The organism is Legionella genomosp. 1, assembly GCF_900640215.1.
Taxonomy (GTDB): domain Bacteria; phylum Pseudomonadota; class Gammaproteobacteria; order Legionellales; family Legionellaceae; genus Legionella_C; species Legionella_C quinlivanii_A.
Genome location: NZ_CAAAJH010000002.1, coordinates 259,569 through 283,263, shown reverse-complemented (window position 1 = coordinate 283,263; position 23,695 = coordinate 259,569). Strand labels below are relative to the sequence as shown.

Below are 23,695 nucleotides of genomic sequence, written 5' to 3'. Positions count from 1 at the left end.
ATTTCGCACAGAGTGCACTTGCATCATGTAAGCTTCAGCAATTCCTCACCTTCATTCACCTGGGAGCCGATGCTGTAATATAATTCCGTTATAACTCCATCTTTGGGTGCTCGGATGCTGTGTTCCATTTTCATGGCTTCCAAAATCAGTAATTGCTCTCCTTTTTTTACCACATCTCCTTCATTTTTTAAAATAGCAACTACGGTGGCGGGCATCGGCGCTGTTAAACGGCTACCCTGACTAGCTGTGTCGGCATGACTTGTTTGCCAGCTAAAGCGTTCAATTTGTACATTAGCTGTTGTATTGTAAATTTCAATCTGACCATCTCTGTCTATAACCCAGGCAGAACGCTGTTGTTGACCATCATTGATTGTTAAACGCTCATTTTGATAGGCGACAGACAGATGCCAGGTTTTGTCCTGAATATGGGCAATAAATTCCTGGCCATTGACGGCAATAATTTTCACTTCTTTCAGTTGATCCCCCAGTGTGTAGCGGAAAAACCAAAAACCTTCCAAATTCAGCTGCCAGGCAAAATTCTCAAGAAATAATGGATCCTGTTCGTGGTTGATTAATCTTAAATAGTCATAAGCCGCAGAAAATAATAAGCACTCCTGCTCATCAGACTTTTCTATTTCAATGGTTTCACGGCTAAGAAAATCAGTGCCCAAATCCCCCCTGATAAACCGAGGATGATTGCAAATGGCCTGCAAGAAGCCGATATTGGTTTTTAAACCGCCCACAGCATAGGATTTAAGAGCTTGCTGCAGACGTTGAATTGATTCAAGCCGTGTTTCTCCCCAGACGATCAGCTTTGCAATCATCGGATCATAATATTGGCTAATCGTTGAGCCAGTGCTTACGCCTGTATCAATGCGCACACCCTCTCCACAAGGCTCTTTCAAAAAGTTGATTTTTCCAATGGAAGGAATAAAGTTCTGTGCCGGATCTTCAGCGTAAACCCGACATTCAATGGCATGGCCTGTCGCCTGAATATTCTCCTGCTTAAGGGGTAGGGGTAAATTAGCAGCAATTTTGATTTGCCAGGCGACTAAGTCAAGTCCGGTGATCATTTCGGTTACGGGATGCTCTACCTGCAGGCGAGTGTTCATTTCCATAAAATAAAACTGATTATCTTCAGCGACTAAAAATTCGACTGTACCGGCGCCGCGGTACTGAATTGAACGGGCTACTTCGCAGGCAGCCTCCGCAAGACCTTGTTTTAGCTCTGTACCTAAACCGGGAGCAGGGGCTTCCTCAATAATTTTCTGATGACGACGCTGGATGGAACAATCCCGCTCGAAGAGATGAACAACCTCTCCATGCTGATCGGCCATGATTTGTACTTCCACATGACGTGGATTCAAAACCAGCTTTTCAATAATCATGGTATCATCAGCAAAACTTGCCTTGGCTTCACGCCGGGCTCCTGCTAATGCAGAATCAAATTCAGCAAGCTCATGAACTGCCCGCATTCCCTTACCGCCGCCTCCGGCAGCCGCTTTTAGCAGAATGGGGAACCCGATACGGTTTGCTTCTTCCTTAAGACGTTCATCGCTCTGATCGGCGCCGTGGTAACCTGGAGTTAATGGAACAGCGCTTCCCTCCAGTAATTGCTTGGCTAATTGTTTTGAAGCCATTGCTTCAAGCGCTTTAATAGTAGGGCCGATAAAAACAATATCTTCTTTTTCACAGGCTGCTGCAAACTGTGGGTTTTCTGATAAAAAACCATAGCCGGGATGAATAGCCTCTGCCTTCGCTTTTTTTGCGATGTCAATGATCGCATGGATATTTAAATAGCTCGCGAGGGCCGGGGGGTCTCCTACCCAATAGGCTTCATCAGCTTGCTTAACATGTTGGCTCTCTTTATCCGCTGTTGAATAAATGGCAACAGTGGTAATTCCCATGCTTTTTGCCGTGCGAATGATTCGACAGGCAATTTCACCGCGATTAGCGATAAGAATTTTATTAAACATGAAAATCCTTAGTTCCAGTTAGGGGGTTCTTTATTTAAAAACGCATGCAGGCCGCGCTGTCCTTCCTCAGAAACCCTTTTTGCTGCAATAATGGCGGCTGTCTCTTCAATAAGCTGCTCATCAATGGGTCTTGATGCCACCCGCTCAATCAGCGATTTACAATCAACAATCGCCTGGGGTGCGAGATGGCTGAGTTTGCTGGCATAATCCAGCGCAAATGAATCCAGTAAATAATCATCAATATAATGATGAACCAGATTATATTGTTTTGCTTGCTCCCCATCGAAGACTTCTGCGCTCATGAACAGCCATTTGGTTAATCGCTCACCAATGGCCTTGATTATATATGGGCTAATCACTGCAGGAATTAAACCTAGCTTAACTTCAGAAAAACAAAAACGCGCGGAATGGCCGGCAATGGCAATATCACAGGCAGCGACTAGTCCTACTCCGCCGCCATAAGCGGCTCCCTGTACCGCGGCAATTGTCGGTTTGGGGCAGGAATACAGAGTATTCATAAGTTTTGCGAGAATCATAGCGTCGGCCAGATTTTCCTCTTGCGTGAACTGAGCCATTCGCTGCATCCACTGCAAATCAGCACCTGCTGAAAAATGGCGGCCATTGGCGCGCAGTAAAATCACAGAAACCGCAGGATCCTGGATTGCTTTCTCCAGACTGGTTTGCATTAGTTTTAATAATTCATCATCAAAGGCATTATTTTTTTCGATTCGATTCAGACTGATTTCAAAAACTTGTCCTTTTAATTCACATTCCAGGTCACTCATTTTTATCCTTACATTCTGAATATGCCAAAACGGGTTTGATCAACGGGGGCGTTTAGAGCTGCCGACAAGCTTAAGCCCAGAATACGGCGAGTGTCTGCAGGCGCAATGACGCCGTCATCCCATAGCCTGGCACTTGCATAGTAGGGATTCCCCTGTTCTTCGTATTGCGCCCGTAAACTGGCTTTGAAGGCTTCTTCCTGCTCAGGCGGCCATTCGGTGGCATGTTTACTGTGTTTATCACGATTGATTTGAGCTAAAACATTCGCAGCCTGATCACCGCCCATGACCGAAATTCGTGCATTGGGCCAGGACCATAAAAAACGCGGATCATAAGCACGGCCGCACATGGCATAATTTCCAGCGCCAAAACTTCCGCCGACAATCACAGTAAATTTGGGCACCTGAGTGGTGGCCACTGCGGTCACCATTTTTGCGCCATGCTTGGCAATTCCGGCTGCTTCGTATTTACTACCGACCATAAAGCCAGTGATATTCTGCAGGAATATAAGGGGAATATTACGTTGAGAGCATAACTCGATAAAATGGGTGCCTTTCAAAGCACTTTCACCGAATAATATTCCATTATTAGCCACAATACCCACAGGATAGCCATATAAATGGGCAAAACCGCAAATCAATGTGGTCCCGAACAACGCTTTGAATTCATCAAATTCTGAACCATCCACAATTCGCGCGATGATCTCGCGAATATCAAAAGGTTTGCGCAGATCAGTTGGAATAATCCCATTTAATTCGCTGCTATCGTAAAGTGGTTCGATGCTTTCTCTTCGCTTAAGTACTTGCGGTTTTTGCCGGTTCAAATGACTGATAGCGACCCGTGCCAAATGCAGAGCGTGTGCATCGTTATCCGCATAATGATCGGCGACTCCCGATTGCCTGCAATGCACCTCGGCACCTCCCAACTCCTCGGCACTGATTATTTCGCCGGTTGCGGCTTTAACCAGGGGAGGGCCGCCCAGAAAAATAGTGGCCTGATTTTTAACCATAATCGATTCATCCGCCATTGCGGGTACATAAGCACCCCCTGCGGTACAGGAACCCATTACAACCGCTATTTGCGGAATGTTTTTCGCTGAAAGATTGGCTTGATTATAAAAAATGCGACCAAAATGATCGCGATCAGGAAATACTTCATCCTGACGCGGGAGAAAAGCACCTCCCGAATCTACCAGATAAACACAGGGCAGATAATTCTTTTCAGCGATTTCCTGGGCGCGAAGATGTTTTTTAACTGTTAAAGGATAATAAGTCCCCCCTTTAACGGTGGCGTCATTAATAACAATCATACATTCAGTTTGATGAATACGCCCAATCCCGGTAATGATGCCGGCGGCGGGAACGTTATCATTATAGACCTGATAAGCGGCAAGTTGGGATAATTCAAGAAAGGGGCTGCCTGGATCAAGTAATTGCTGCAAGCGCTCACGTGGTAACAATTTTCCATGTTCTAAATGGCGCTTTCTTGCCTTTTCATCTCCCCCCAGAGCTATCTGGCGGATTGTATTCTGCAAATTGTCCAGCAGCGATTGCATCGCGGCTGCATTTTCTCTGAAATCCTTGCTTGCAGGGTTAATTTGACTGCTTAACTTTGACATTGATTTACCTTAACGTATCAAAATGTTGCTGAGTACAATGACGAGCCATAAACACCAGGTCAATTCGAGAAAATAAGGCATTGGTCTTCCCTTAATTGGACGATAAATCAAGGCGGGAACCAATGCAATAATAATTGGTATAAAAGTCAGCAGAATAATTTTGCGAATTAATACACCCACTCCGGTATGAGTGAAAAGAGGGCTAAGTTTTATGTTGATGTAGGTATAAAACAAATCAATATAAAGGATCAGGGTGTGTGCAAATTTGGCGAATACGACAACCAAAATGGTTAGAACCAGATAAATGAGGCTTTGTCTAAGCATAACTCTCCATATAAAACAAAAGGGTTTGACAAATAGTCACACATGAAGGCGAATCTGTCATCCTGCGTTCACAGAAGATGACAGATTCTTAAACTGTAGGTTATTACACCAGCTCAATGGCCATTGCTATCCCTTCGCCTCCACCGATGCAAAGCGCTGCAATACCTCGTGATTTTTGCTGTCTTTGCAAAGCATGCAGCAGAGTCACCATCACGCGTGTGCCGGATGCTCCAATTGGATGACCGAGAGCGCAGGCGCCGCCGTGAATATTAACTTTGGAATCATCGAGTTCCAGTTGCGTGATAGCCGCCATAGCCACTACAGCAAAAGCCTCATTGATTTCAAATAAATCAACATCCTGATGCTGCCATCCTGCTTTATTCATAACCTTGCGGATTGCGTCAACAGGTGCTGTGGTGAACCATTCGGGAGCTTGAGAATGGGTAGCCTGAGCAACAATACGCGCCATCGGTTTGATGCCTAATTTTCGTGCGTGACCGGCGCTTGTGATAATGATGCTGGCTGCTCCATCGGAAATAGAGCTGGAGTTTGCTGCGGTCACTGTTCCATCTGCCTTGAAAGCAGGTTTCAATTGTGAAATCTTGGAAAGTTTGCTTTCATCCGGGCCTTCATCCATGGATACAATGGTATCCCCCTTGCGTCCGGCAATGGTAACGGGCGTAATTTCTGCCAGAAAAGCATTATCTTGCTGAGCTTGCAAGGCGCGAGTTAAAGAGCGTACTGCAAATTCATCCTGCTGGCTTCGACTGAATTGGAAATGACGAGCAGTCGCTTCAGCAAAACAGCCCATCAATTGTCCACGCTCATAGGCATCTTCCAAACCATCCAGAAACATATGATCTTTCAGTTCGCCATGGCCCAAGCGATAGCCAGAGCGGGCTTTAGCTAATAAGTAAGGGGCATTACTCATGCTTTCCATACCGCTTGCCAGAACTACATTTGCGGAACCAGCCTTGATCATGTCATGACCCAGCATAATGGATTTCATACCGGAACCACACATTTTATTAATCGTGGTTGCTCCTGCTGAATGGGGTATGCCTGCTTTAATCGCCGCTTGTCTGGCCGGAGCTTGTCCAATCCCTGCCTGTAACACACAACCTGAAATGACCTGATCAATTTCTGCAGGATTAATATTGGCTTGTTCCATTGCGGCCTTGTGAGCAATCGCTCCCAGTTCAGGTGCGGTTAAACTGGATAAAGAACCAAGCATTCCTCCCATTGGGGTTCTTTTTGCGGCAATAATGACAACATCATTTTGATCCATTTGAATTTTTCCTTATTCAGTTTCTTTAAAAAGTTCACGACCAATCAACATTCGTCTGACTTCCGAGGTTCCAGCGCCTATTTCATAGAGTTTGGCATCTCGCAGCAGTCGTCCGGTCGGGTATTCATTAATGTAACCATTCCCACCTAAAATCTGAATGGCTTCCAATGCCATTTGTGTTGCTCTCTCTGCGGTGTATAAAATCACTCCGGCTGCATCTTTGCGGCTCACCTGATGCCTGTCACAGGCTGCGGCAACGCTATATACATAAGCCCGGCTTGCGGTAAGCTGGGTATACATGTCAGCCAGTTTGCCCTGGATGAACTGAAATTCACCAATAGGTTTATCAAATTGCTTACGTTCATGAACGTAAGGCAAAACCACATCGAGGCAGGCTTGCATAATGCCTACAGGGCCCGCGGAAAGAATGGTTCGTTCATAGTCCAGGCCGCTCATTAATACCTTGGCTCCCTGATTCAGCTCGCCAAGAATATTTTCAGCAGGAACTTCACAATTATTAAAAACCAGTTCGCAGGTGTTGGAGCCGCGCATTCCTAGTTTGTCTAATTTCTGTGCTGTTTTAAATCCTGGAAAGCCTTTTTCAATAATAAATGCAGTGATGCCTTTGCTTCCCGCATCTTTCTCTGTTTTGGCGTAGACAACCAGCACATCGGCATCGGGCCCATTGGTAATCCACATTTTGGAGCCGTTTAAGATAAAATGGTCGCCGGAACGTTTCGCCTGTAATTGCATGCTCATGACATCCGAGCCGGAATTGGCTTCGCTCATGGCTAATGCCCCTACAAACTCGCCGCTTATCAGCCGGGGTAAATACTTTTCTTTTTGTGCCGGACTGGCATTTAAGGATATTTGATTGACGCAAAGATTGGAGTGGGCACCGAAGCTTAGACCGACTGAGGCAGATGCGCGCGAGATCTCTTCCATAGCGATAACATGAGCGAGATAACCCATATCGGCTCCGCCATATTCTTCACCGGCGGTGATTCCTAACAGGCCCATTTCCCCTAATTTACGCCATAAAAAATGGGGAAACCTGTTTTCCTCATCAATTTGGGCAGCCAAAGGCGCAATTTCTTTTTGGGCAAATTGGTAAACACTGTCACGTAATAAATCAATTGTTTCGCCTAACTGAAATTGTAAACCAGTATACATGATGACTTTCCTGTAGTAAGGAGCTGTCCTAGCAATAATCACTTAGGTCATGCTCAAGTCAATGAATAAAAAAACAGTGGCTTGTTTTTCCTGTTTGTTTTTTCAGCACTCACATTCATGGAGCAAATGAGCTAGACTATACCCAATCAAGTTTAACTTTCAACCTGATTTTATTTGTTAAACGCATCCTATTGAGATTTTTAGCTTAGCACAGTAAATCATCGCAGCAAAATCCAATGCGTTCAAAAAGAAGAAGAGGTGTGTAAATGAGCAAACTGGTACTTTGGGGACATCACATTGATGATTATCGTGAGATGTTTGATTTGAGTGATGACGATCTGAAATCCAATATACTCGAATTCGGTTGTGGCCCCAACGCTTTTAATACAGAGGTTCAGGCTTATTCCAGTTCCTGTGTAAGCTGTGATCCCCTGTTTTCTTTGGATCTCGCCACGTTAAAAACCAAAACTTCCCTGGTATTTGAGGATATGATTGCACGTGTTAAACAGGATCACGACAAATACGATTTTGCTGATTATGGCGGTTTGGATGGTTTGGTTGAAAAAAGACGGCAGGGAATGGAGGCCTTTTTTTCAGACTATGAGAAAGGAAAGCATGACAAGCGTTATCAGGGAATTCAACAGATCCATTTACCTTTTGACAACTTTCATTTTGATTTGGCCCTGAGTTCCCATTATCTGTTTGCTGGACTGGACAATCAGAGTCTTGATTTTCATATTGAAGTCATTCAGGAGTTGACTCGAGTGGCTAAAGAGCTGAGAGTATTTCCTCTTATTGATCGCTTTGGAACTCCTTCGCCATTACTAGGCCCGGTGCTGTTAGTATTACAGCAGAAAAATTATGGTGTTGAATTACGCACAGTCGCCTATCATCTACAAGAGAAGGGCAATGTGATGCTGCGTATCTATGCGCAGGAGTGCGAATTATAGAGTTTGACAGAGCCACCGCAGTAGTGGCTCTGGCTGCTTAATGAGATAATCCATAACCGAACAGATCACAGTCTTCCGGTATATCAATGACACAGTCTGATAAATTGTCTATCAATTCGTCCTCGAATTCCTGTTCTCTTTCTTCAGGGGTAGGAGGGGTATAAATCAATTCATCGAGATTAGCCTCTTGCAGCAATTGGTCACATAAAGCGATCCCATCCTTACTTGTCAGTCGAAATTTTGGATTATATCGGGTCAAGCCATAAATCAGAGTGTCCAGAAGAATTTTAGCAGTATCTGACAAGTTCATTCGAGCGTACAGATCTTTAAATCTTTCTTCACGATTTCGCCGATATAGGCGTTTTGCGTCGCCACTAATGGAAATGAGATCAAGGAGTGTGTCCCCCCATAGCTCGGCGAGACAAAGACCTGCGGAATAATCATCACATTGCGAGGTTATATAACCATGCCTGTACACCTCGGGGGCAAGATAAAGAGGGGTTCCTTTATTTGTTTTACAATACGTCTGCGGATGTTTCAGTTCTTTGGCAAAAGCAAAATCGACCAATGTCGCCTTACCTTTGGACAGATCCAGTAAAATATTAGCAGGCTTAATATCACGATGTCCGTATTTTTTTTGCTGAACTGTATCGACCTGCATTAAAATTGACTTGGTTGCAAGGATCATCTGGCGCAGGGTAGGATTGATCTCCCCGATTTTCATCTTATCAATCACACGAGAGAGCGGAATTCCTTTGGCTTTACTCATTACTAAAAAGGCCCATTGATTGCTGAACAATGGCGGTTTGCATTTTATTTCATCACCCAGACTGGCTCTCTGGGCTTCTTTTGTAATTTTTTTCCGGTCATCTTCAGTATAATGAAGTGCTTTAATCACATTTTCATTGTCACCTTCTCTTTTGAGGAACTTGAAATCCAGACGAGTTTTCACTTTGCCCTCTGAATCATAAACTTTCGCGAAAGAGCCTGAGCCTATTTGATCCGAAAAAATATCAAGGGTGAACTCACCGGGATATTGTTTACTGGGTTTAGCGAGAAAGGCTTTTTTAACCAGAACAGGAACAGTGACCTGGTTTTCGCCTTCAGGAAGCAGGTTGCTATACAATGGAATATAGTGGACCCCCTGCCCAAACAACGGGTCGTTTGTAGAGGCGAGCAAAATTCTCATAAAAGGCTTGGACAGCGCGTCCAAATTAGCAGGATCAATCTCAATCATTAACAACTCCTTTTGTCAATTAACTGATTAAACAGATAAGGCTGGGCTTCGGTTTGACAAAAATCCAATATGTCAAAGGGTTGTACTATCAGGGTAATGGCATCTAAATTTTGAACATTAAAAGCCTTTTCGCCTACGTGCCGTGCTTTATGCACGGCATCCACATAATTTGAATAAAGATCGAGACTGGATTCCGCGCATAAAGCGCGGAACGTAGGCATTTCGATTCTGAAATAAGCCTTAGATACGGCTACCCTGTACTACACTTGAATATCATAGCAATGATTTTTAAATAACAGCAATGGATGGAGCGGTCATGATTTCATGGAAGATGAAAGAATGTTAATCTAGAGGAAACATTAATAGTGCAGACCAGATTCATCGCCATTAAGTTACGAAATTTTGTCATTCCCGCGAAGGCGTTGTTGTGTAAATAGAACCAAGCAACTAACTTGTCGTCTTTGCGAACGAAGTGAAGCAATCCAGATCGAAACTTGAACAAAGTAAGGAGCTGGATTGCTTCGCTAAAGCTCGCAAAGACGGTTTTTTTGTGCACCTGTCTTCATTTACGCAACAAGACTTTCGCTGGGATGACAGTTCAATTTAAAGTGAGCTTAACTTAATAGCAGTGAGGCAGATTTACCGCATTCAGGGTTCAGATCATTACACTGGTTAGCATCCAAAGCAGTTACCCTGATTTTCTGAAAGGAGAGGGAATGTACTCACTGATTCGTCCGTTATTGTTTTCTATGGATGCCGAAAAAGCGCATCGCATGACCTTGGCTCTACTGGATTCGCTGCCTGCTTTTTGTTTCAGACAAGCTCCTTCCTTACCTGTTGACGTTTTGGGGATGCGGTTTAATCATCCCATCGGCTTGGCTGCCGGAATGGATAAAAATGCATCGCATCTTGATGGTTTGGCTAAAATGGGGTTTTCATTTGTCGAAGTAGGAACGGTCACACCGCGTCCGCAGGCAGGAATGCCAAAGCCACGTCTTTTTCGTTTGCCCAATGCAGAGGCACTGATAAACCGCATGGGGTTTAATAATCGCGGGGTCGACGTATTAGTTAATAATATTCAGAAATCCTCTTACAGGGGGATCCTGGGTATCAATATTGGCAAAAATAAAGATACTCCAATGGATAAAGCGGTTAATGATTATCTGTTTTGCCTGAAAAGAATTTACACTTGTGCATCGTATATTACGATTAATATTTCTTCACCCAATACTCCTGATTTGCGCCTTTTCCATCAGGAAATGCTGCTTACTCAATTACTGACCAGTATTGTGGATGAGCAAAAAAGATTGTCAGACCAGCATCAGCGCTTTGTACCTCTGGTGATCAAACTGTCTCCGGATGAAAGCGATGAAGAGTTAAAGATTGTTGCCAATGTTGCCGCACAATGCGGGATATCCGGAATTATCGCAACAAACACCACCTGCACCCGGGTGGGTGTGGAGAATCTTCCGGAAAGCAAAGAGATGGGGGGGCTTAGCGGAAAACCGTTACAGGAGCGCTCAACACAATGCATTCGCGTTCTTAAAGAAGCCATTGGCAACCAGTTGATCATCATTGGCGCTGGCGGCATTCAATCTGTGGAAGCCGCTAGGGAAAAGCTCAATGCCGGGGCCTCTCTGCTACAAGTTTACACCGGATTAATTTACAAAGGCCCTCAATTGATCTCTCAATTAGTTAAAGGATTAAAAAAAGATCAAAAGTAATAGGGCGGCTTTTGAGTGCTCTTCTGCAGGTAAATTTGGTACTTCTTGCAAATGGCGTTACAATTTGCCCTTGTTTAAAGCTATTCAGTTTTATTTATGACCGAAAAATTGACCACTAGCACCAGCTCCCTTTACCGTCGCCTAATGAGAGACGTTAAACCATTCTGGCTAGTATTGTTACTTGGAATTGCCGCCAATATTATCTATTCGCTGGTTGACGCGGGCCTCACATACATGCTGCGTCCCTTTCTTGACAAAGGATTCATTGATATTGATATGAGCTTTGTCAAGAAGATTCCGCTGATTATTTTAGTCGGTATTACTGTACGTGGTCTGATGAGCTCTTTGGGCAGTTATTGCATGACCTGGGTAGCGCGCTCGGTAGTAAAGGCTTTACGGCAGAAAGTCTTTTCCCATATATTAAGGTTGCCTGCTGATTATTATGATGAAGCCACCTCCGGCCAGCTTTTATCAAAGATATTATATGACGTGGAGCAGGTAGCTCAGGTCAGCGCGGACGCCCTGACTGACTTTGTGCAGAATACCTGTCTGGTTATTGGTTTGCTGGCGGTGATGATGATTATCTGCTGGCAACTCTCACTGATGTTTTTACTGACGATTCCTTTCGTTGGCATAATTGTTAATTTTACCAATAAGCGGGTTCGCCGAATCAGCCATAAGTTACAGAAAACGATGGGCCTGGTTACAGAAATTGCCGCTGAGGCAATTGATGGCTATGGCGTGGTGCGCATTTTTGGCGGTGAAGACTATGAAACCAGAAAGTTTAATCGGGCAACGGAGCTCTCTCGTCAAAATGATATGAAGGTTGCTGTTACTAAAGCAATCAATGTTTTTGGAGTCCAGTTTGTTATTGCCGTTGGAATTGCATTGATTATTCTGGCTGCCATTCAGCTGACTACCGTAATCACTATTTCTGCCGGGTCCTTTCTGGCAATTATTGCAGCCATGCTGCAACTGATAAAACCCATGAAAACCTTGACGACATTGAATGCCACTATTCAGCGGGGCCTCGCGGGTGCTGAAAGTGTGTTCTCCTTGCTGGACAAGCCAATTGAATCGGATAAGGGTAAAACCTTATGCGCAGGAGCCAAGGGAAATATCGTTTTTGACAAGGTAAGTTATGCCTATCGTCAGGGTTCTCCTGTATTGCATGAAATCAGTTTTACAATCAATGCGGGGGAGACCGTGGCTCTGGTAGGTCATTCGGGGAGTGGTAAATCGACTATTGCCAGTTTACTGCCGCGTTTTTATGAAGTGAACCAGGGGCAAATTCTGCTGGACGGTGTGCCTTTGAAAGACATTAGTCTCGCCAGTCTCAGAAAACAGATTGCTCTGGTAAGTCAACAGGTTACCTTGTTTAATGACAGCCTGGCGAATAATATAGCTTATGGCTGTTTTGAGGCAACTGAGGCACAAATTATTGAGGCTGCAAAAAAAGCCTATGCCGATGAATTTATTCGTTTATTGCCTGAAGGCTATAATACTCGGGTCGGTGAAAATGGTATCCTCTTATCGGGCGGCCAACGGCAGCGTCTTGCCATCGCTCGAGCCATTTTGAAAGACGCTCCTGTTCTGATTCTTGACGAGGCGACCTCCGCATTGGATAGTGAATCGGAAAGGGCTATTCAGGCAGCCTTAAATGAGGTGGTGAAGAATAGAACCACATTAATTATTGCTCATCGTTTATCAACCATACAACGGGCCCACAAGATTATTGTGATGCATCAGGGAAGAATAGTAGAGCAGGGTACTCATCAGCAGCTTTTGGCAAAAGATGGCCATTATGCACAGCTTTATAATGCCCAGGGGCTTGGTGTAACCCATGAAGAGGAAATGCTAGTTTGATACAGTCCTGCCTGGAAAAAATGTGGTATGGTTCAAGACGATTCGGCTGGTTAATCTGGCCGCTTTCGCTTTTTTATCAGCTTGCGAGCATGCTGCAGCGATTCTATCTGCGGACATTTAAACAGCAGCAGTTTGAAGTGCCTGTGATTGTAGTCGGTAATCTGAGCGTTGGCGGGGTCGGTAAAACGCCTTTGGTAGCAGCGCTTGTGAACGAATTCCAGAGCAAAGGATTGCGAGTAGGGGTAGTCAGTCGTGGTTATGGCGCATCAATAACTACTTTTCCGCATGAGGTTTCATCAGCTGACACAGCAGTTGAGGTCGGTGACGAACCCTTACTGCTCGCTAGTAAATTATCCTGCCCGGTAGTTATTGCACCAAAACGGGTAGAGGCCATTCGCTATTTACTGGAAAAATTCCAAACGGAAATTATTATCAGTGACGATGGCTTGCAGCATTATCGCATGGGAAGGGCAATTGAAATTGTAGTCATTGATGGTGTGAGGGGGCTTGGAAACGGTTTTTGTCTTCCGGCCGGTCCTTTGCGCGAAAGACCGTCTCGGCTTAAAACCGCTGATCTGGTGGTCGTTAATGGCGGTTATTGGCAGGAAGCGTACACGATGAGCATACACCCGGGAGCTATACAGCATCTGGCAAGCGGGCATACCATTAATGCGGAATCTCTGGAAATGCCTGTAGCTGCTGTGGCGGGTATTGGACATCCGGCCCGCTTTTTTACTACTCTTAAAGAAGAGGGAATCATTTGCCGGCAATATCCTTTTCCAGATCACTTCCAGTACAATGCAAGCGATCTTTGTTTTTCGGAAAAAACCGTCATCATGACGGAAAAAGATGCGGTTAAGTGTAAATCGTTTGCTGCGGATAATTGGTATTTTTTACCGGTAGAAGCCAGATTAGCTCCCTCATTCTGGCAGGCTTTGTGGTCGAATCAACATTTGAAAGGTTATCAGAGATGAAGCGAGCTTCTTTATACATCCTGGGATTTTATCTGGCTTTAACCGGTCTTATTTATGCGGATACCCAACCGGCTGAGGTAAAGAGCGGCTCCAATGCGGAATTAATCGCGACTGCTGAAGTGCCGGTCAGCAAACCGGTTCCCTCTCTTGATGCTTTACAGGCCAATTGGACTTTTGCCGGCATTGTGGTTAATGAGAATGACGAGCGATATCAATATTACCTGGAAATACAGCGTAACGATAAAGATCTGCATGCTTTTGCGACATTAATTAACGGTACAACCAGGGAAGTAGTGCTTTATGAGGAAAGTGATGGCCAGGTCGATGCGGCTGATAAAGCTTCACTGAAAGCTGGCAGAATCTTTCTCCATTATTATCCCATTAACGACAGCTGGATTTTTGGTGTAAAAAGCAAGGAAAATAAAGGATTTAATTTTAAAGTGGATATGCTGGGTTTAGCCGAGACTTCTTCAGCAAAGCAGCAAAAACTTCAAAGCGGGGTGGAGTTGCAGATTAGTCAAACTGGTCATTTGAACGGTCATTTACAAACAGGAAGCGGTAGCAAGGAAGAGTTTGTGACTGCGTCCAAAGCCTGGTTTCGGCAAGTCTGGGCTGATTCCTCAAAGGCAAGCAAACCTTTATTCATGGGGGTTTTGTGCCAGTTTAACGATGGAAGTGCCTTTTACTCAGTTAACATGAAAGAGCCTGATGCGATGAAGGCGGCTGTGGCTGGCTGGCGAAATGATCAGGGAGAAGCGGTTAATATGACACAATCGGTGACAGTTAAAGAGGAAAAGCAAGGCAGCTGGCAAATTCAAATCTCATCTCCGAAAGTGAAGCTCTCTCTGGAGGATATGCTATTCGATAAAACTGTCAATCACCGTATAATCCTGGGCCTAACCAACGGGATGCGTCCGGGGTTTTGTGCAATTAGTAAAAATGACTTGAGCCAGGTCAGTGTCGATAAGACAGTGAGCTGACAGCGATTCGACTATTCTATTTCGCTTTTTTCTCCGGCAAAAAATAAACCAGACAGCTCGCAACTAATAAATTCACTGGCAAAACGGCCAGGGCAATCTGATAAGCCTGAAGATTATAGTGATGTTCAGGACCGCCATACAAGTCTAGAAGAAACCCGGTAAGCAGCTGGAAAATCGGGGCAGTGAGCATGGCCAGTGTATTTGTAAATCCTGTGCTGGTTGACAGTGCCCCCTGAGGCGAAATTTCATTGGAGATCGTATAGGAAAGCATATAAGAACCACAGCTAATCCCGGTCATAAAAAACAAAACGCTCATCAACACCGGATCGTTATAAGGGAAATAAAGCGTTACATAAAGCAAGATAGCCGTCAGAGTGCAAGAAACGAACATCAGCGGTTTTCTTTGTTTTAAACAGGCATTCAAATATCCAAAAAGCGGGCAACTGATGGCCGCTCCTAAAAACAGCATGGAATCGATGACGCTGGCTTCTTTCAGACTGCATCCCAGTTTAGCCTGAATAAAGGGAATGGCCCACATTGCGCCAAAGACTGTGATTACCGTAAAGCCAAGGCCGGCGAAACAGCCGTTAGCCCACTGGGTTTTACAACGAATGATAATGTTCAGTGAATCAGCAATTGAATAACTGATTGGTTGTACAGAGGTGGTTGCCGGGATAAAAAGCCAGGCGAAAAAGGCGATCAGACAGCCCACCAGGGCAGCTGAATTGATGAATTCACGCCATCCGAAGTAGCTGACTAGTATACCCAGCCCGATAATACCGAACATGGTGGCGACAAATCCCAGGGTTTCTGATAAGCCAATTAAAAATCCAAACTGCCGCAATGAAAAATGCTGGCGCAAGAGATGTGACAAACCCACAAAGGCAAAAGCCGAGCCCATTCCAATAATGATCCGACCAAAAAATAGCAGATAAATATTCATTGAGTTGGCAAAAATAAAGCAACCGATACTGCATATCAAGGCGGTGGTGGTCAGAATGGTTTGCGTATTTCTGCGATCAAACAGCATCCCGGCAGGGATTTGCAGGCTGGTGTAAATGTAATAGAAAGCACTGCTTAGCAAGCTTGCGGTAAATGCGGAGATCAGCGTTTCCTGCATAATCGCACCTATGATGATGCCAGATGACAATTGCAGAAAAAATTGAAACAATACAAAGGAGACTCCTACCAGCCAAATGAGAAAGCGAGGGGAGTGTAGACTAGTTAATGACTTCATTCGTTATTATATTTATTAGAATTTCTGAATTGGTTAGCTTTTATCCATTGGTTTATTTTTGGATAAAAACGTAAATTTTGACACAGCTTTAAAAAAAAGGCGAGAAAAAGTCGGAATTTTTGCGAGTATTTATTAAAGTGTGTCATTCTTAAAGACCTCCCTCGGGAGAGAGTTAGAGACACTGCCATTAAGTTAAGCTCAGTTGTATATAAACTGTCCTCCCCGCGAAGGCGGGGATCCATCTCTGAGCTCGCTATAATGTCAATTGAGGAATGGATTCCCGCCTTCGCGGGAAAGACAAAATTTCCTTAACTTAATGGCAGTGAGAGTTAGAGAGAGAGTTTAACGGATCTGCACCATGTCTATTAGGGTAATAAATAATCTGGTGCTTAAAGAGTTATTAGTTAATTTTGCTGGATGCACATGAATTTACGGGATTTGCACTATTTTATTGTTTTGGCAAAAACACAGCATTTTGGCGAGGCAGCCAGGCTTTGTCATATCAGTCAGCCTACTTTGAGCATGCAGCTTAAAAAATTGGAGGATGAGCTCGGCGTCCTGCTGTTTGAAAGGTCTAATAAGCAAGTGATTTTAACGGAGGCCGGTAGAAAAATCCTGGAAAAGGCTCAATCTGTCTTGCATGAGACCCGACAATTAAAGGAGATGGCCCAGTTATTGTCCGATCCCTTTTCGGGTGAACTGCGTCTTGGTGTGATTCCTACATTGGCCCCTTATCTGTTACCTTTGATAATGCCCGAGATTCAAAAACGTTTCCCCAGGCTTCGTGTCTGGTTAATTGAAGAACAGACACATCGTCTGACTTCCAAACTGGCACTGGGTGAGCTTGATGCGGCTATAATGGCAATGCCGGTGGAAGCAGATTTTGAACCGATTATCCTTTTCAAAGAACCTTTTTATTTCGCCTGCTCCAAGGATTACCCATTTTCTAAAGCAGCGCCTCTCGATCTGAATGATTTAACAGAGCAAACAGTGCTGCTGCTGGAAGAGGGACATTGCCTCAGAGAGCAGGCGATGGATATCTGTCGAACTGCCAGAGCCAATACGGGTGTGGACTTTACCGCAACCAGCCTTGAAACATTGCGTTTAATGGTGCAATCGGGTTTGGGGGTTACTTTATTGCCTGCTTTAGCTGTAAGAAATAATTCAGAACAGCTTGAAATATTTCCTTTCGCTGAACCTGCTCCATACCGAACTATTGCGCTGTTTCATCGCTCACAAAGCGTAAAACTTGACTGTTTGAAACAACTCGCCAGCTTGATTGAGGCGATAATTAATCCTTTATTGCGACCTGATTTATGAATCAATTAAATGATGCGGCAGAAGTTAAAAAATTATCTATTTATTTTGAAACCCGAGCCAAAACGACCCGAGCGGTCGAAGAACTCGATTTTTCATTATTGCCCGGAAAGACGCTTGCTTTACTGGGTGAGTCCGGCTGCGGTAAATCAATCACTGCTTTAGGCCTGATGCGTTTACTTCCGGTAACGGCTCGATATGGCATGCAGAGTCAGATTTTAATCGACAATAAAGATATACTTGATTTACCTGAAAAGATAATCCGGGCTTTACGAGGGAAACGTCTGGCGATGATTTTTCAGGAACCGATGACCGCTTTAAATCCGGTGCTTCGTATTGACGCACAGTTAGCTGAAGCCGTTTGCCGTTATCAGAAGTTATCAGGCAGTGCCTTAAAAAAGCGTTTGATTGAATTACTAACAGAAGTTGAGATTGCAGAGCCAGAACTCCGTTTGCAGCAGTATCCGCATCAACTGTCTGGAGGACAGAAGCAGCGTGTTGTTATCGCAATGGCCCTGGCGAATCAGCCCGACATCCTGATTGCTGATGAGCCGACAACCGCCCTGGATGTGACCATTCAGGCTCAAATCCTTAAGCTATTGAAAAAACTGCAGCAGCAACGGCAGATGAGCATGTTACTCATCACTCATGATTTGGGGGTGGTGAAAGCGGTCGCTGACCGGGTATGTGTGATGTATGCCGGTCAATTAGTCGAGGCGGCGGAGGTTGAAGAATACTTCAGTCATTTGAAACATCCCTATTCCCAGCAATTAATGGCCTCTTTGCCCAGGTTTGAAAAACGATTTGGCCGCTTGCAAACTATTTCAGGCGCTGTGCCTTCATTGGATAACTTACCAGAAGGCTGCCTGTTCCATCCTCGTTGTGCTTATGCCTTTGAACGTTGCCATAAAGAAATCCCGCAGATACAAGAGTCGGGCGAACATCTTATCCGTTGCCATCTTTATCCCGAATTGAAGCAATTGCCACCGCTGAATGCCTCTCAGACCTTATGGAGTATAGAGGAAAAGGAGGCGCCAGTCTGTTTATCAGTGCGTGATCTCAAAGTATACTTTAAAGTGGGAGGCGGGCTGTTTAAAAGAAATCAGCCGTTGATTAAGGCAGTGGATGGCTTATCACTGGATCTGCATAAGGGCAAAACACTGGCGTTAGTGGGTGAGTCTGGTTGTGGAAAAACAACCGTATGCCGCAGTATTTTAAAATTACAGCCTGTGACTTCTGGTGAAATTCGATTCAAAGAACAAGATATTCAGGCGATTAAAGGCAGGGAGTTACGCGCTTATCGCAAGAAAGTGCAAATTGTATTTCAGGATCCTTTTTCTTCATTAAATCCGCGCTTAACAATTGGCGAAATAATAGCAGAAGGTATGATTGCCCAGCGAATATCCAAAGCCTTGATTCATCGCCGTCAACAGCAGTTACTGGAGCAGGTCAATCTGCCCCGAAATTGCTTAAGCCGTTATCCCCATCAGTTCTCAGGAGGGCAGAGACAGCGAATTTGTATCGCCCGTGCGCTGGCAACTGAACCTGAGATTTTAATATGTGACGAACCCACCAGTGCGCTGGATGTCTCCGTTCAGGCACAAATTCTGAATCTTCTTAAAGAATTGCAATATGAGCTGGGTGTTTCTTATTTATTTGTCACGCACAACATGTCCGTTGTCTCTTATATCGCTCATGACGTTCTGGTGATGCGCAATGGCAAGGTGGTGGAAAAGGGCAGTGTAGAGCAGATTATGAACTCGCCCCGGGAAGACTATACAAAAAAATTATTGAACAGCGTATTGTCTGTTTAATTAAACCCGGTTGCATGGCAACCGGGCTACTGACTTATTTGGCAGTTAATATACGTTTCACAAAGTCACTGACCTCATCCAGCGGAATCATACTGAGCTCTTCCTTATTCCGTGCCTTGTATTCTACAGACTGTTGCTCTAAATGGCGTTCGCTGATTACCAGACGGTGAGGAATACCTACTAAATCAGAGTCTGCAAATAATACGCCTGGTCTTTCATTGCGGTCATCCAGCAATACTTCCACACCGACCTCGATTAATTGGTTGTATAGCGTTTCAGCTGCAGCTCTCACGGTTTCAGAGCGTTGAGCATTAATCGGGATAATCACCAGTTGGAAAGGAGCGATGGCCAGGGGCCATAAAATACCTCGTTCGTCATGGTGCTGCTCAATTGCTGCAGCGACTACGCGTGAGATACCCAGACCGTAACAACCCATTTGCATGACTTGTAATTGGCCTTCTTCATTGATGACTGAAGCATTCATTGCGGCTGCATATTTATCACCTAGTTGAAACACATGGCCAACTTCAATTCCGCGACAGGACATTAGTCTGCCTTTGCCATCCGGGCTTAAATCGCCTTCTTTAACGCTGCGTAAATCATAAGCATCCTGATATTGAGCATCTCTTCCCCAGCAGGCATGAGTATAGTGTTTATGCTCAATGTTGGCGCCACAGACAAAATGAGTCAAGGCCAGTGCATGATGATCCGCAATAACAGGAATGGATAAGCCCACAGGCCCCAGAGAGCCGACTGGCGCTCCCAGTGAGGATTTTACCATTTTATCGTCAGCCAGACGCAGCGGAGATTTCACCAGCGGATGTTTGGCAGCTTTGACTTCGTTCAACTCGTCATCACCGCGTAAGACCAGTGCAACCAGTGGATGCTCTTGTCCTTCTACAATCAGGGTTTTAACCATCTCAGCCGCTTGAATCTTTAAATGGCTGGCGACTTCGTCGATAGTACGGAGATTCAAGGTATCAACCAGTTGAATATCACGACTCAAATCAGGGCTTGCTTTTGCAGGAATCACGGAGCTGGCCTGTTCGACGTTGGCGGCATAATCACTCTCATTACTGTAAAAGATAATATCTTCGCCAGAATCAGCGAGTACCTGAAACTCGTGCGAAGCGGAGCCGCCGATTGCTCCTGTGTCTGCCTCGACCGCGCGATAACGCAAACCCAGGCGGTCAAAAATTCTGCAGTAAGTCTGATACATTGTATTATAAGTGGCTTGAAGACTTTCCTGGCTTAGATGGAAAGAATAGGCATCTTTCATTATGAATTCACGGGCACGCATTACCCCAAAACGCGGCCTTATTTCGTCACGGAACTTGGTTTGGATCTGGTAAAAATTAACGGGCAATTGCTTATAAGATTGCAACTCATTACGCATGATGTCGGTAATGACTTCCTCATGCGTGGGGCCGAAGCAGTAGTGACGCTCGTTGCTGTCGGTCATCGTAAGTAACTGGCCGCCAAAAGTATCCCAGCGCCCGGTTTCCTGCCAGAGTTCTGCAGGTTGAACAGCGGGCATCAGAACTTCCATTGCCTGTGAGCGATTCATTTCTTCTCTGACGATGTGCTCGACTTTTTGTAACACTTTAAGACCCATAGGCAGCCAGGTGTAAAGTCCTGAACCCAGTTTTCTAATCATACCTGCACGAAGCATCAGCTGGTGTGACACAATTTCTGCATCATTCGGCGTTTCGCGAAGGGTCGGTAAGAACCATTGTGAAGCCCGCATTGTTTTTCCTGTTTATTTTACGAATAAAGCTATTATAAGGAGCAGTAAGGAAAGTGCAATCGGTTTTGGGTAGTAGAACAGCAAGGGAAGCAGTTAGTAAATGTATCCATGGGCTGTCATCCCGCGCGGGTGTTGCATAAATAGAACTTCATTTATGCAACAACGACTTCCCCCACAGAAGGGAAGTTGTCATTATGGGGAGACAAATTGCACAGGCAAGTCGACGATTAATAGCGAAATTGGCTATCGTTTTTCTCAGCTTCCTTTTCATCGACCTCTGGCAGTCCTTTCTGATCATTTTCTGGCGGCCTTTGATGTGGCAGGAAGGTAGTCTGAGATTTCTGGTAGGCCGCAATCCCATCATAAAACATAAGCAATGCTTCCGCCAATTTACTGCGGTATCCTTTAAGGCGCGAGGGGTTTTGATCTATTTCCTTGCGGGTGATGGGACATCTCTCAAGATGTTTTCCATTATGATATAATACCGAGCTATTAATGATATATCCCGATTCAAGCACATAGGGCTCACTAAAAAGATCTTGTTCGACAGGACAGAATAAATCTTCCTCTAGTCGGTTTATTTGAAGCCATGTTGAAAATAAATCCTTCATGTCTTTGGCAATCCCGGATTCATAAGGAAATGGCTGGTTTAAAGCGTCCTTAAACAGTTTAAGATCGGGAAGGGTTAGTTCCTGATACCTTTGAAATAGAGAGGGTTTGGTTTTATCCCAGTAATTAATACTTCCTGTTGACAAGCGCAGTACGCTCATCGCTTTGTCAAGACCTTTCAGGGGTTCAACGTACTTTTTGGGGCTGGGTAATGCTTTTTCATGCCAGTGGATGTAAGGGCTGTGATGAATATAATTTGAGTTTGAAGAGGCTTGCTCCTCTGTGGGTATAAGTAATCTATCTTTGACGATTTCCGGAAACTTCGTGAATATCTTATCCAGTAAAGAGGACAGCATTGTTTTTTCCTGAGCCTCTTCAGTTTCTTTTTTTTCTAAGGTTTCTTTGTAATGCGGTTTAAAAGAAGGGTCGCATTTCGTCTGTTCAATTGACTCGCTGGTTACAATGATCCATTCGTTGTTACAGTAGGCATAGCGTTGGTGCTTGACTGGCTCATTTAATGTTACGAAAGATAAGGTAATCATGCCGGGGGTGCGGCTCTCTCTGAGCAGCCAGGTTCCACTCCGGCGGTACTCAAGGAAACTGACAAATTCATTTAATACATTGCCTCTCGAGTTCGGAAGAGCCTTTTTAAAAACAGAAACCATATAATCATTCTCAGATAACACTTTGTGTTCTTTATCCTTGGCTAATGCGGCTTGAATAATTGCTGTTGATTGCACGAATTACCTCTAAATCAATATTGTTTATAATTTGTGCGGATTTTATATTTTTTAAGATACTTTGTCAAAAAATAGCTTTTTTGAGAATAGGATGAGGGGGGAATTTGAAGCCCCTCTCTCTAACTCTCTCCCCTGAGGGGAGAGGATTCTAAGGGAAGATACCTCAATCAGTCTGGAAAAGAGGATTTTAAGGACAGCATGTTGATTAACACAGAATTGCAGGTTATTCGTCATCCCAGTTTAATGTACCGCCTGCCTGATACTCAATGACACGGGTTTCAAAGAAGTTTTTCTCTTTCTTGAGGTCCATCATTTCGCTCATCCAGGGGAAGGGATTTTCCGCGCCAGGATATTGCTCTGGCAAGCCAATCTGGCTCAAACGGCGATTGGCAATGAAGTGGAGATACTCTTCAAACATTTCGGCATTCATTCCCAAAATACCATGCGGCATGGTATCTCTGGCATATTGATACTCGAGTTCTACACCCTGACGAATCAATTGAATGATTTCTTCTTTAAAGGCGGGTGTCCATAAATGTGGATTTTCAATTTTGATCTGATTAATGACATCAATACCAAAATTCATGTGCATGGACTCATCACGCAAAATGTACTGGAACTGTTCGGAGGTTCCTACCATTTTATTTCGACGGCCCATTGACAGGATCTGGGTAAAGCCGACATAGAAGAAGATACCTTCAAAAACCACATAAAATGCGATCAGATCGCGCAGCAGGCGCTGATCATTTTCCGGTGTACCGGTATGGAAGTTCGGATCCCCCAGACTTTGGGTAAAGGGCAGGGCCCAGGCTGCTTTGGTCGCGACCGATGGAATTTCCCTATACATGTTGAAGACTGCCGCTTCATCCAATCCAAGGCTTTCAATGACATACTGATAAGCATGGGTATGCAGCGCTTCTTCAAAGGCCTGACGAAGCAGATACTGACGGCACTCGGGATTGGTAATATGCCGGTAAACCGCTAATACCAGATTATTGGCAACTAATGAATCGGCTGTTGAGAAGAATCCCAGATTGCGAAGCACAATCAGTCGCTCATCTTCGGTTAGCCCGTTAGGATCTTTCCATAAGGCCACATCGGCACTCATGTTAATTTCATTCGGCATCCAATGGTTGGCACAGCCAGTCAGGTATTTATCCCAGGCCCATTTGTACTTGAAAGGTACGAGCTGATTTAAATCAGCCCGACAGTTAATAATTTGTTTATCGTCAACATGAATGCGTCCTGCACCCATTTCCAGCGCTTCCAGGCCGGTTGCTCCCATATGAGATAATGGGGTGTTTAATGATTCTTGTAATTCTGGCATGGAGTTCTCCT

At 44.7% G+C, this 23,695-nt stretch carries 19 protein-coding genes; 7 read left to right on the top strand and 12 right to left on the bottom strand.

Going from position 1 to position 23,695, the window contains the following annotated elements:
- Positions 1 to 23 precede the first annotated feature (23 nt).
- From E1O89_RS03420 to E1O89_RS03395, 6 genes are all read right to left on the bottom strand, one after another.
- On the bottom strand, positions 24 to 1,976 hold the full coding sequence (locus tag E1O89_RS03420; RefSeq protein ID WP_133138941.1) for an acetyl-CoA carboxylase biotin carboxylase subunit: 1,953 nt from the start codon (positions 1,974 to 1,976) through the stop codon (positions 24 to 26).
- Between the two features lie 8 nt (positions 1,977 to 1,984).
- On the bottom strand, positions 1,985 to 2,761 hold the full coding sequence (locus E1O89_RS03415) for an enoyl-CoA hydratase-related protein (protein ID WP_133138940.1): 777 nt from the start codon (positions 2,759 to 2,761) through the stop codon (positions 1,985 to 1,987).
- A gap of 8 nt (positions 2,762 to 2,769) precedes the next feature.
- Positions 2,770 to 4,377 carry a carboxyl transferase domain-containing protein gene (locus E1O89_RS03410; protein WP_133138939.1) on the bottom strand — a complete coding sequence of 536 codons (1,608 nt, stop codon included), beginning with the start codon at positions 4,375 to 4,377 and terminating at the stop codon, positions 2,770 to 2,772.
- Positions 4,378 to 4,386: 9 nt separating this feature from the next.
- On the bottom strand, positions 4,387 to 4,701 hold the full coding sequence (locus tag E1O89_RS03405) for a hypothetical protein (RefSeq protein WP_112218278.1): 315 nt from the start codon (positions 4,699 to 4,701) through the stop codon (positions 4,387 to 4,389).
- A 103-nt stretch (positions 4,702 to 4,804) separates the two neighbouring features.
- Positions 4,805 to 5,989 carry a thiolase family protein gene (locus tag E1O89_RS03400; protein ID WP_112218277.1) on the bottom strand — a complete coding sequence of 395 codons (1,185 nt, stop codon included), beginning with the start codon at positions 5,987 to 5,989 and terminating at the stop codon, positions 4,805 to 4,807.
- A gap of 12 nt (positions 5,990 to 6,001) precedes the next feature.
- Positions 6,002 to 7,162, bottom strand: coding sequence for an isovaleryl-CoA dehydrogenase (locus tag E1O89_RS03395; protein WP_133138938.1), 1,161 nt, complete (start codon positions 7,160 to 7,162; stop codon positions 6,002 to 6,004).
- Positions 7,163 to 7,428: 266 nt separating this feature from the next.
- Here E1O89_RS03395 and E1O89_RS03390 point away from each other — a divergent pair, with 266 nt between their 5' ends.
- A complete protein-coding gene (locus E1O89_RS03390) occupies positions 7,429 to 8,112 on the top strand; it encodes a hypothetical protein (RefSeq protein WP_133138937.1) in 684 nt (227 codons plus the stop codon).
- A 37-nt stretch (positions 8,113 to 8,149) separates the two neighbouring features.
- On the opposite strand, the gene E1O89_RS03385 is transcribed toward E1O89_RS03390, so the two are convergent.
- Both E1O89_RS03385 and E1O89_RS03380 read right to left on the bottom strand, forming a co-directional pair.
- Positions 8,150 to 9,349, bottom strand: coding sequence for a protein kinase domain-containing protein (locus tag E1O89_RS03385; protein ID WP_133138936.1), 1,200 nt, complete (start codon positions 9,347 to 9,349; stop codon positions 8,150 to 8,152).
- On the bottom strand, positions 9,349 to 9,570 hold the full coding sequence (locus tag E1O89_RS03380; protein ID WP_133138935.1) for a hypothetical protein: 222 nt from the start codon (positions 9,568 to 9,570) through the stop codon (positions 9,349 to 9,351). Before E1O89_RS03380 ends, E1O89_RS03385 begins: the two co-directional genes overlap by 1 nt.
- 495 nt (positions 9,571 to 10,065) lie before the next feature.
- Between E1O89_RS03380 and E1O89_RS03375 the strand changes: the two genes are divergently transcribed.
- The 4 genes from E1O89_RS03375 (at position 10,066) to E1O89_RS03360 (ending at position 14,893) form a co-directional block, all read left to right on the top strand.
- The gene (locus E1O89_RS03375; RefSeq protein ID WP_133138934.1) at positions 10,066 to 11,073 is read left to right on the top strand and encodes a quinone-dependent dihydroorotate dehydrogenase; all 1,008 of its coding nucleotides are present in this window, start codon (positions 10,066 to 10,068) and stop codon (positions 11,071 to 11,073) included.
- A 96-nt stretch (positions 11,074 to 11,169) separates the two neighbouring features.
- Entirely contained in the window at positions 11,170 to 12,939 is a 1,770-nt protein-coding gene (msbA, locus tag E1O89_RS03370; RefSeq protein WP_133138933.1) for a lipid A export permease/ATP-binding protein MsbA, read from the top strand.
- A gap of 20 nt (positions 12,940 to 12,959) precedes the next feature.
- Positions 12,960 to 13,913, top strand: a complete 954-nt coding sequence (gene lpxK / locus E1O89_RS03365) for a tetraacyldisaccharide 4'-kinase (RefSeq protein WP_262337385.1) — start codon at positions 12,960 to 12,962, stop codon at positions 13,911 to 13,913.
- A complete protein-coding gene (locus E1O89_RS03360) occupies positions 13,910 to 14,893 on the top strand; it encodes a hypothetical protein (RefSeq protein ID WP_133138932.1) in 984 nt (327 codons plus the stop codon). Before lpxK ends, E1O89_RS03360 begins: the two co-directional genes overlap by 4 nt.
- Before the next feature lie 16 nt (positions 14,894 to 14,909).
- Here the strand turns inward: E1O89_RS03360 and E1O89_RS03355 are convergent, their stop codons facing one another.
- Positions 14,910 to 16,130, bottom strand: coding sequence for an MFS transporter (locus tag E1O89_RS03355; protein WP_133138931.1), 1,221 nt, complete (start codon positions 16,128 to 16,130; stop codon positions 14,910 to 14,912).
- A 423-nt stretch (positions 16,131 to 16,553) separates the two neighbouring features.
- On the opposite strand from E1O89_RS03355, the gene E1O89_RS03350 reads away from it, so the two are divergent.
- Positions 16,554 to 17,450: a LysR substrate-binding domain-containing protein gene (locus tag E1O89_RS03350; protein ID WP_133138930.1), complete on the top strand. Its 897-nt coding sequence runs from the start codon at positions 16,554 to 16,556 to the stop codon at positions 17,448 to 17,450.
- On the top strand, positions 17,447 to 19,261 hold the full coding sequence (locus E1O89_RS03345; protein ID WP_133138929.1) for a dipeptide ABC transporter ATP-binding protein: 1,815 nt from the start codon (positions 17,447 to 17,449) through the stop codon (positions 19,259 to 19,261). Before E1O89_RS03350 ends, E1O89_RS03345 begins: the two co-directional genes overlap by 4 nt.
- A 34-nt stretch (positions 19,262 to 19,295) precedes the next feature.
- Here the strand turns inward: E1O89_RS03345 and E1O89_RS03340 are convergent, their stop codons facing one another.
- The 3 genes from E1O89_RS03340 to E1O89_RS03330 form a co-directional block, all read right to left on the bottom strand.
- On the bottom strand, positions 19,296 to 21,008 hold the full coding sequence (locus E1O89_RS03340; RefSeq protein ID WP_133138928.1) for a proline--tRNA ligase: 1,713 nt from the start codon (positions 21,006 to 21,008) through the stop codon (positions 19,296 to 19,298).
- Between the two features lie 227 nt (positions 21,009 to 21,235).
- Positions 21,236 to 22,357, bottom strand: coding sequence for a hypothetical protein (locus E1O89_RS03335; protein ID WP_133138927.1), 1,122 nt, complete (start codon positions 22,355 to 22,357; stop codon positions 21,236 to 21,238).
- A gap of 223 nt (positions 22,358 to 22,580) precedes the next feature.
- Complete coding sequence (locus E1O89_RS03330; protein WP_112218264.1) at positions 22,581 to 23,684, bottom strand: ribonucleotide-diphosphate reductase subunit beta; 1,104 nt, start codon at positions 23,682 to 23,684, stop codon at positions 22,581 to 22,583.
- Positions 23,685 to 23,695 lie beyond the last annotated feature (11 nt).

What these genes read in the sequence shown, in the direction of transcription:
- E1O89_RS03420 (WP_133138941.1), bottom strand. Translation starts at nt 1,976, where the DNA reads ATGTTTAATAAAATTCTTATCGCTAATCGCGGTGAAATTGCCTGTCGA.
- E1O89_RS03415 (WP_133138940.1), bottom strand. Translation starts at nt 2,761, where the DNA reads ATGAGTGACCTGGAATGTGAATTAAAAGGACAAGTTTTTGAAATCAGT.
- E1O89_RS03410 (WP_133138939.1), bottom strand. Translation starts at nt 4,377, where the DNA reads ATGTCAAAGTTAAGCAGTCAAATTAACCCTGCAAGCAAGGATTTCAGA.
- E1O89_RS03405 (WP_112218278.1), bottom strand. Translation starts at nt 4,701, where the DNA reads ATGCTTAGACAAAGCCTCATTTATCTGGTTCTAACCATTTTGGTTGTC.
- E1O89_RS03400 (WP_112218277.1), bottom strand. Translation starts at nt 5,989, where the DNA reads ATGGATCAAAATGATGTTGTCATTATTGCCGCAAAAAGAACCCCAATG.
- E1O89_RS03395 (WP_133138938.1), bottom strand. Translation starts at nt 7,162, where the DNA reads ATGTATACTGGTTTACAATTTCAGTTAGGCGAAACAATTGATTTATTA.
- E1O89_RS03390 (WP_133138937.1), top strand. Translation starts at nt 7,429, where the DNA reads ATGAGCAAACTGGTACTTTGGGGACATCACATTGATGATTATCGTGAG.
- E1O89_RS03385 (WP_133138936.1), bottom strand. Translation starts at nt 9,349, where the DNA reads ATGATTGAGATTGATCCTGCTAATTTGGACGCGCTGTCCAAGCCTTTT.
- E1O89_RS03380 (WP_133138935.1), bottom strand. Translation starts at nt 9,570, where the DNA reads ATGCCTACGTTCCGCGCTTTATGCGCGGAATCCAGTCTCGATCTTTAT.
- E1O89_RS03375 (WP_133138934.1), top strand. Translation starts at nt 10,066, where the DNA reads ATGTACTCACTGATTCGTCCGTTATTGTTTTCTATGGATGCCGAAAAA.
- msbA (WP_133138933.1), top strand. Translation starts at nt 11,170, where the DNA reads ATGACCGAAAAATTGACCACTAGCACCAGCTCCCTTTACCGTCGCCTA.
- lpxK (WP_262337385.1), top strand. Translation starts at nt 12,960, where the DNA reads ATGTGGTATGGTTCAAGACGATTCGGCTGGTTAATCTGGCCGCTTTCG.
- E1O89_RS03360 (WP_133138932.1), top strand. Translation starts at nt 13,910, where the DNA reads ATGAAGCGAGCTTCTTTATACATCCTGGGATTTTATCTGGCTTTAACC.
- E1O89_RS03355 (WP_133138931.1), bottom strand. Translation starts at nt 16,130, where the DNA reads ATGAAGTCATTAACTAGTCTACACTCCCCTCGCTTTCTCATTTGGCTG.
- E1O89_RS03350 (WP_133138930.1), top strand. Translation starts at nt 16,554, where the DNA reads ATGAATTTACGGGATTTGCACTATTTTATTGTTTTGGCAAAAACACAG.
- E1O89_RS03345 (WP_133138929.1), top strand. Translation starts at nt 17,447, where the DNA reads ATGAATCAATTAAATGATGCGGCAGAAGTTAAAAAATTATCTATTTAT.
- E1O89_RS03340 (WP_133138928.1), bottom strand. Translation starts at nt 21,008, where the DNA reads ATGCGGGCTTCACAATGGTTCTTACCGACCCTTCGCGAAACGCCGAAT.
- E1O89_RS03330 (WP_112218264.1), bottom strand. Translation starts at nt 23,684, where the DNA reads ATGCCAGAATTACAAGAATCATTAAACACCCCATTATCTCATATGGGA.